9 protein-coding genes are annotated in these 8,004 nt (G+C 73.2%); 5 read left to right on the plus strand and 4 right to left on the minus strand.

Annotated features, from left to right (window positions below; translation table 11 throughout):
* Positions 1 to 2,346, plus strand: a 2,346-nt coding sequence (locus EAD96_RS08025) for a M28 family peptidase (RefSeq protein ID WP_233585533.1), incomplete at its 5' end; no start/stop codon positions are given.
* Between the two features lie 101 nt (positions 2,347 to 2,447).
* Here the strand turns inward: EAD96_RS08025 and EAD96_RS08030 are convergent.
* Entirely contained in the window at positions 2,448 to 3,332 is an 885-nt protein-coding gene (locus tag EAD96_RS08030) for an NAD(P)-dependent oxidoreductase (protein ID WP_121683791.1), read from the minus strand.
* Positions 3,333 to 3,361: 29 nt separating this feature from the next.
* Between EAD96_RS08030 and EAD96_RS08035 the strand changes: the two genes are divergently transcribed.
* On the plus strand, positions 3,362 to 3,712 hold the full coding sequence (locus EAD96_RS08035) for a helix-turn-helix domain-containing protein (RefSeq protein WP_121683792.1): 351 nt from the start codon (positions 3,362 to 3,364) through the stop codon (positions 3,710 to 3,712).
* Between the two features lie 109 nt (positions 3,713 to 3,821).
* Positions 3,822 to 4,370, plus strand: a complete 549-nt coding sequence (locus EAD96_RS08040; RefSeq protein WP_121683793.1) for a YciI family protein — start codon at positions 3,822 to 3,824, stop codon at positions 4,368 to 4,370.
* A gap of 4 nt (positions 4,371 to 4,374) precedes the next feature.
* Here EAD96_RS08040 and EAD96_RS08045 read toward each other — a convergent pair whose 3' ends face one another.
* The 3 genes from EAD96_RS08045 to EAD96_RS08055 form a co-directional block, all read right to left on the minus strand.
* Positions 4,375 to 4,629 (minus strand): Smr/MutS family protein, encoded by a 255-nt coding sequence (locus EAD96_RS08045; protein ID WP_013288724.1) that lies wholly within the window; start codon positions 4,627 to 4,629, stop codon positions 4,375 to 4,377.
* 59 nt (positions 4,630 to 4,688) lie between these two features.
* Positions 4,689 to 5,051 (minus strand): M48 family metallopeptidase, encoded by a 363-nt coding sequence (locus EAD96_RS08050; protein WP_120572992.1) that lies wholly within the window; start codon positions 5,049 to 5,051, stop codon positions 4,689 to 4,691.
* An 87-nt stretch (positions 5,052 to 5,138) separates the two neighbouring features.
* Positions 5,139 to 5,909, minus strand: a complete 771-nt coding sequence (locus EAD96_RS08055) for an ROK family protein (protein ID WP_121683794.1) — start codon at positions 5,907 to 5,909, stop codon at positions 5,139 to 5,141.
* A gap of 85 nt (positions 5,910 to 5,994) precedes the next feature.
* On the opposite strand from EAD96_RS08055, the gene EAD96_RS08060 reads away from it, so the two are divergent.
* On the plus strand, positions 5,995 to 7,632 hold the full coding sequence (locus tag EAD96_RS08060; protein ID WP_121683795.1) for an ABC-F family ATP-binding cassette domain-containing protein: 1,638 nt from the start codon (positions 5,995 to 5,997) through the stop codon (positions 7,630 to 7,632).
* Positions 7,633 to 7,670: 38 nt separating this feature from the next.
* On the plus strand, positions 7,671 to 8,004 hold a 334-nt coding region (locus tag EAD96_RS08065), incomplete at its 3' end, for a hypothetical protein (protein ID WP_121683796.1).

Below are 8,004 nucleotides of genomic sequence, written 5' to 3' on the forward strand. Positions count from 1 at the left end.
GCGTTCGCCAGACCCCGCCGGAGGCCGATCGCCGCCGTCGCCGCGACTGTGGCGTTGCTCGCCGTCGGGGCGGGCGTCCTGGTCGGCCTCTCCACCCCGGCGCCGCGTCCGGCGGACGCGCCGGAGGGCGAGTTCAGCGCCGGCCGGGCGTTCCGGAACGTCGAGGTGATCGCCGCCGAGCCGCACGTGGCCGGCAGCGCCGCCAACGACCGGGTACGCGAACACCTGGTGGGCACGCTGCGCGGGCTGGGCCTTCAGACCGAGGTGCAGGACGCGGTCGCGCCCGAGGCCGGGCAGCTGTCCGGCGCGGCGGGCGGGGCGACGCTGGCCCGGGTCCGCAACGTGGTGGCCCGGCTCCCCGGCACCGACCCGACCGGGAAGGTGTTCCTGGTCTCCCACTACGACTCGGTGCAGACCGGGCCGGGCGGCAACGACGACGCCGCCGGCACCTCCGCGATCCTGGAGGTGGCCCGGGCGCTGAGCACCGGCCCGCGCCCCCGCAACGACATCGTCTTCGTGCTGACCGACGCGGAGGAGGCGTGCCTGTGCGGGGCCGCCGGATTCGCCGCCGACCACCCGCTCGCGCGCGACGGCGGGGTGGTGCTCAACCTGGAGGCGCGCGGCTCCACCGGTCCGGTGATCATGTTCGAGACGTCCCGGAACAACGCGAAGCTCGTGGAGATCTTCGGCAGGGCCGCGCCGCACCCGGTGGGCACCTCGTTCGCGGTGGAGATCTACCGGGCGCTGCCGAACGACACCGACTTCACCGCGTTCCTCGACCGCAGGTTCGTGGGCCTCAACTCCGCGTACATCGACGGCGGCGCGATCTACCACACCCCGCTGGACGTGCCGGCCCGGATGGACCGGGGCAGCCTCCAGATGCACGGTGACAACGCGCTCGGCCTGGCCCGCGAGTTCGGCCGCACCGACCTGGGCGACCTGCGTGCCGGTCACGACGACACCTACTTCCCCGTGCTCGGCGGCCTGGTCCGCTACCCGGGCTGGCTGACCCTGCCGCTCGCCGTGGCCGCGCTGCTCGCCGTCGGCGCGCTCGGCTGGCTCCTGCGCCGCCGCGGCCGGGCCACCGCCGGCACGCTCGCGGCCGGCTTCGGCCTCACCCTGGCCCCCGTCGTCGTGGCCCCGCTCGGCGCGTGGCTGCTCTGGACCGCGATCACCACGATCCGGCCCGGGTACGCGGAACTGCTCGACCCGTACCGCCCGGTGGCGTACCGGCTCGCCGTGGTGGCGCTCTCCGCCGCGGTGCTGTTCTGCTGGTACGCGCTGCTGCGCCGCCGGGTCGGCCCGGCCGCGCTGGCGTTCGGCGGGCTGGCCTGGCTGGCCGTGTTCGGTGTGCTGCTCGCCGTGGCGGTGCCCGGCGGGGCGTACCTGACGACACTGCCGGCGCTGGCCGGCGCGCTCGCCGGGTTCGCGGCGCTCGCCACCCGGCGCGACGGCCCGTGGCCGGTGATCGCGGTGACGCTCGCCGCCGCGGTGGCGGTGGTGATCCTGCTGCCTCCGGTGGTGCTGCTGTTCCCGGCGCTCGGCATGGGCATGGGCGCGGTAGCCGCGCTCGTCGCGGTGCTGCTCGGCCTCGCCGTACTCCCGGTGGTGGACCTGCTGCACCCCCGGGCCGGCGGCCAGCGCGGTCTGCTGGCGCTGCGCGCACGCCGGCTCGGCGCGCTGCCCGCCGCGGCCGCCGCGCTGGCCGCGGTGGTGCTCGCCGGGGTCGGCCTCGCGGTGGACCGCTTCGACGCCGCGCATCCCGTGCCGACCCACCTGATGTACGCGCTGGACGCGGGCACCGGGAAGGCCGCGTGGCTCACTCGCGAGGAGAAGCCGCAGCCCTGGACCGACGGCTACGTCGACGGCACGGTCTCGATCGCCGACGACTTCCCCGGGCTGGGCACCACCGAGCTGCGCGGCGGACCGGCCACCGCGGCGCCCCTGCCCGCCCCGAAGCTGGACCTGCTCTCCGACAGCCGCTCGGGTGACCAGCGCGTGCTGCGGGTACGGGTGGTGCCGCAGCGGCAGGTACGCCTGCTCACGCTGCACGTCGACACCGGCACGGCCACCGTGCGGTCCGCCTCGGTGGCCGGGCGGGACGTGCCGGTCGAGCCGGGCGACGGCAAGTGGGGATTCGGGGTCGTGTTCCACGCCCCGCCGCCGGAGGGTGTCGAGTTCACGCTGACGCTCGTGCCCCGGGGCGGTGCCGTTTCGGTGCGGGCCATGGACGCCAGTGACGGGCTGTCCGGGGTGCCCGGGTTCCGGCCTCGGCCGGAGGGTGTGGGCGTGGTCGGCTCACACAGCTCGGAGATGCTGGCGGTGGCGCGCACGTACCCGCTCTGAGCGGTCTGCCTGATCGACACCACCTCTCGATCGACACCACCTCGCCGAAGTGGCGGTATCCGCGCGCCGGGATACCGCCACTTCGGCGTACTGGCTGTGGGTCAACGCCGCGCCAGGACCTCGGCGACCCGCAGGAAACCGTCCGCGCCGTGGCCCAGCCCGACGGCCCGGCGGGCCATGCCCTCGGCCGCGCGCATCACCCCCGCGTCGATGCCGTGCGCCTCGGACGTGTGGACGATGTGCGCCATGGACGACACGGCGGAAGTGATCGGGTTGCCGTCGCCGGGGAAGGTGCCCGTGTCCATCTCCGCCGCACTCTCCTCGAAGATCGGCGGCAGGATCGCGGCGATGCCGGCGGCGAACGGCACGAGTTCCCGCGCCGTCACGCCCTCCGCCCTGGCCACCGCCAGCGCGTGCGCGTAACCCGCCATCGCGGTCCAGAAGATGTCGAGCAACGCGATGTCGTACGCCGCCGCGCGCCCGATCTCCTCGCCGAGGTGCGTGTGGGTGCCGCCCAGCGCGTCGAGCACCGGCTGGTGCTCCCGATAGAGGCCGGCCGGACCGCTGTAGATGAGCACCGCGCCTGCGGTGCCGATGGTGGTGGTCGGCGTCATGATCGCGCCGTCCAGATACCGGATGCCGTGGCCGGCCGCCCATCCTGCGGTGTCCCTGGCCCGGTCCGGGGTGTCGGCCGTCAGGCTGACGACCGTTCGACCCGTGAGCGCGGCGGCCACCGCATCGCGTCGCAGGATCGCGTCCGACGCGTCGTAGTTCACCACGCAGACCACAGTCAGCCCGCTCGCGGCGACCGCCTCCTCGGCGGTCCGTGCGCTTGTCGCACCCCGCTCGACCAGCTCACGGTCCTTGCCGGGCGTGCGATTCCAGACCGTCGTGGGCACTCCGGCGCTCAGGAAGGCGCCGGCCAGCGCGCGACCCATCGGTCCCAGACCGAGCACCGTGACAGACTTGTCGGGATTGGTGTTCACGCAGACTCCTCTTGTCGAACGGGACGCAGATGACGCGCAGCCGGGCCCAGGATCTGAACGTCTGTGGAGCGACGGCCGCGATCGCCGTGATCGACGGCAAGTGGAAGACAGCCCTGCTCTGGCTGCTGGAATCCGGCCCGCGCCGCCCGGGAGAGCTGCGCCGGCAGCTTCCGGGACTCACCGAGAAGGTGCTGACTCAGGCGTTACGGGAGATGGAGGGCGACGGACTGGTGCACCGGGAGGCGTACGAGGTGCTGCCGTTGAAGACCGAGTACTCGCTCACCACTTTCGGCCGCGACCTGGCCGAGGCGCTGGCTCCCCTCTCCGACTGGGGCCACCGCCGCCTGGACAAACTCGCCGAAGCCCGTACCGCCTCCTGACCTGTTCTTTTCCGCCTCTGCCCATCATCAGGTTCGTCGCGGTCGCGCACGCCGACAAGTACCCACAAAGAAGTGGCTACGCCTGTTGATCGACCGGAAGACTCGGGTCATGGAGTTCCTCTGCTACCACCGCGATCGGCCCGGCTCGGCGTCTCTGCGTCAGGGACTGGTCGAGGAGCACTGGTCCTACATGGACCGGCACGCGGAGCAGATGATCGCGCGCGGCCCGACCCTCGCCGACGACGGCTCGCCGACCGGCAGCGTGCACATCCTGAGCCTGCCCGACCCCGCCGCCGCGCGGGCGTTCGCCTTCGACGAGCCCAACTACCAGGCCGGCGCGTACCGGGACGTGATGCTGCGGCGGTGGCGGAACATGCTGGGCCGCACCATGTGGGACTTCACCGGCGGCCGGACCGGCGGCAACCGCTACCTGGTGCTCGGCCTCGGTCCGGAGCAGAGCGCCGGCCCGGTGTTGCCGCAGCGGCAGGACGAGCTGATCGCGTACGGGCCGCTGCTGTCCGACGACGGCGTGACGTGGGTGGGGACGGCAGCGCTGGTGCGGGCGGCCGGGCCGGACGAGGCGCACGCCGTGCTGGCCGCCGACCGGTACGCCGAGGTGGAGGTGCACAACTGGGTGTTCGGCGGCCGCCCGGCCTGACCGGCTACTTCCAGCGGAAGTGCACGAACAGGCGGCCGAAGTTCTTCGAGTCCTTCTCGACCCGGTGGTAGAGCTGCTTCACGTCCTTCTGGTCGAGGAAGCGCAGCACCTTCTTCTTCAGCGCGCCGGAGCCCTTGCCCGGGATGATCTCCACGAGCGTGGCCTTCTTCGCCACCGCCTCGTCCATGATCCCGCGCAGCGCGCGATCGATGTCGTGGCCCTTGTTGTAGATGTCGTGGAGGTCGAGCTTGAGCTTCACGGTCCCATCCTAGGTACGCGGAAGGGCAGCCCGCCCGGGCTGCCCTTCCGCGTCATCGGTCAACGACCGACCTTGCCCTCCACCCGGCGCAGGGCGGTGGCGTAGTCGGTGTTCGTCGAGTACATCGCGGCCGCGATGCGCAGGTGCCGCAGCGCGTCCGCCGGCCGGTTCATCCGCTCCAGCGTGCGGCCGAGCACGTGGTGCGCGTAGTGGTCGCTCGGGTCGCGGTCGACCAGCGCGCGCAACTGCTCCTCAGCCCGGTTGAGCTGGGCCGACTGGAAGTACGCGCGGGCCAGCAGCTGCCGGACCGATGAGTTGTCCGGCTCCGCCTCGATGATCGGTTCGAGCAGCCGGGCCGCTCCGGTCGGGTCACCCGCTTCGAAGAACATGGTCGCCCGCCGGTACTCCGCCAGAAGATCCACTCGACCCACCTCCTCGTGTCGCGCCAGGCCCTAGGTCCGACGCTGGCACAACACCGACGGAACCGCGAGTGTTCCTGCGGTCGAAGATCAGGTGGTCGGGTCGTACCGGCCGCCGATCAGGTCCCAGGCCCGGACACCACCGACGATTCCGGCCGTGTTCGGGACGATCACCACGTCGTCGCCCATCCGGGCCACCTGCTCGGGCCGGATCAGCCGGGAGTTGCCGCCGCCGAGGTACAGCCGGTCCCAGCGGAACACCGGCCGCAGGCCGTCCACCACCTGCCGGATCCGCCGCGACCAGAACGCGTCGCCGAGCCGCCGTCGTTCCGGCTCCCCCACGTACGTGTCGTACGTGGTGTTCCACCGCACCGGCGCGTGCGACAACTCCAGGTGGGGTGCCAGCGTCCCGCCGTCGAACAACGCGCTGCCCAGCCCGGTGCCGAGCGTCAGCACCAGCTCGCAGCCGGTCCCGGCGACCACGCCCGCGCCGTGCACCTCGGCGTCGTTGAGCACCAGCGCCGGCACGCCGAACGCCGCGGCCAGCGCGGTGCGCGCGTCGTACCCGGACCACTCGGCTACCAGCTCCGGGTCGACGCGGCTGCGCGGCCCGGAACGGGTCACGTAGTGCGGCGTCGCCACCACCACGCCGTGCCGGATCATGCCGGGCATGCCCACGGTGAGCCGGTCCGCCGTGGGCAGGCGGGCGCCGAGATCCAGCAGCGTCTTGACGAACAGGCCGGGCGGCAACGGGTACGGCGTGGGCACGCGCAGCGGCCGGGCGCGCATGGTCCCGGCGGCGTCCAGCACGGAGGCCTTGATCCCGCCGCCACCGCAGTCGATCGCCAGTGTGGTCACCACGGCTGTGAGTCTCCCTCACACCGGTGCCGCCGCGAGCGCGGGTCACGGTAATCCGGATGCGCCCGCCGGTAGGCTCGACCACCTGATGAGCGCCACGTTGATCGCCAAGGATCTCACCGCCGGCCACGGTGACCGCCTCCTCTTCGAAGACCTCGACCTGGTCGTCGCGCCCGGCGACGTGGTGGGGCTGGTCGGGGTCAACGGCGCGGGGAAGTCCACGCTGCTGCGTACCCTCGCCGGTCTGGTCCCCCGCGAGCAGGGCTCGGTCTCGCTCAGCCCGCCCACGGCGACGGTCGGCTACCTGCCGCAGGAGCCGGAGCGCCGGCCCGGCGAGACGGTCCGCGAGTTCCTGGCCCGACGGACCGGGGTGACCGCCGCGCAGGCCGCGCTGGACGCCGCCACCGAGGCGCTCACCGCCGGGGCGGCGGGCGCCGACGACGCGTACGCGAACGCTCTGGAACGCTGGCTCGACCTCGGCGGCGCGGACCTGGACGAACGGGCCGCGCAGGTCGCCGCGGAGCTGGGTCTCGACGTCGGCCTGGACCACCCGATGACCGGCCTGTCCGGCGGGCAGGCCGCCCGCGCCGGGCTCGCGTCGCTGCTGCTCAGCCGGTACGACGTCTTCCTGCTCGACGAGCCCACCAACGACCTCGACCTGGCCGGGCTGGACCGGCTGGAACGCTTCGTCACCGGCCTGCGCGCCGGGACCGTGGTGGTCAGCCACGACCGGGAGTTCCTCACCCGCACCGTCACCCGGATCGTCGAGCTGGACCTGCACCAGCGGCAGGTCAACCACTACGGCGGTGGCTACGCGGCCTACCTGGAGGAGCGGGAGGTGGCGCGCCGGCACGCCCGCGAGGAGTACGAGGAGTACGCCGACACGAAGAGCGACCTGGAGGCGCGCGCCCGCACCCAGCGGGCGTGGATGGAGAAGGGCGTCAAGAACGCCCGGCGCAAGGCCACCGACAACGACAAGATCGGCCGCAAGTACCGCGCCGAGTCGACTGAGAAGCAGGCCGCGAAGGCCAAGCAGACCGCCCGGCTGATCGAGCGGCTGGAGGTGGTCGAGGAGCCGCGCAAGGAGTGGGAGCTGCGGATGGAGATCGCCGCCGCGCCCCGCGCCGGCGCCGTCGTGGCCTCGCTCCGGCAAGCGGTGGTACGCCGAGGCGGCTTCACGCTCGGCCCGGTGGACCTGCAGATCGACTGGGCCGACCGGCTGGCGATCACCGGGGCGAACGGCTCCGGCAAGAGCACCCTGCTCGCCGCGCTGCTCGGCCGGCTCCCGCTGGACGAGGGGCACGCCGCGCTCGGCCCGGGTGTGGTGGTCGGCGAGGTCGACCAGGCCCGAGGGCTGTTCCTCGGCGACCAGCCGCTGCTCGACGCGTTCGGCGCCGCCGTACCGAATCTGGCCCCGGCCGACGTGCGCACGCTGCTGGCGAAGTTCGGGCTGCGCGCCGACCACGTGCTGCGGCCGGCGGCGACGCTGTCGCCCGGCGAGCGGACCCGGGCCGCGCTGGCCCTGCTCCAGGGGCGCGGCGTGAACCTGCTGGTGCTCGACGAGCCGACGAACCACCTCGACCTGGCGGCGATCGAGCAGCTCGAATCGGCGCTGGCCAGCTACCCGGGAACGCTGCTGCTGGTGACCCACGACCGGCGGATGCTCGACGCGGTGAGCGTGAACCGGCGGTTGCGCGTCGCGGACGGACGGATCGCCGAACACTGATCCGTGCCGAGTCGCCCGCGCGGGTCCACAATGAGCGCATGCTCAAGTGGGAGTACGCGCTGCTGGTCCGCCGCCGCCAGGCCGCCACCACCGACGCCGGGTGGGAGGTCGTCTTCATCTGGTACGGCCCGGACGGCTCCATGATCGACGTGACGCCGTACGGCGACACCGCGCTGGCCCACCTGAACCGGGCCGGCGACCAGGGCTGGGAACTGGTCGCGATGAGCGAGGATCCGTCGCTGCCGGGCAACAACGAGCTGCACCGCTACCACCTCAAGCGCCCGAAGGCAGCGGCTGCCCAGCCCCGCCAGCGCATGCGAGGCTCCCGCACAGTCCGCCGAACCCTCTCCCCCCTGTCCCTTATACACATCT

The sequence above is a fragment of the Micromonospora sp. BL1 genome (genome assembly GCF_003667485.1).
Classification (GTDB): domain Bacteria; phylum Actinomycetota; class Actinomycetes; order Mycobacteriales; family Micromonosporaceae; genus Micromonospora; species Micromonospora tulbaghiae.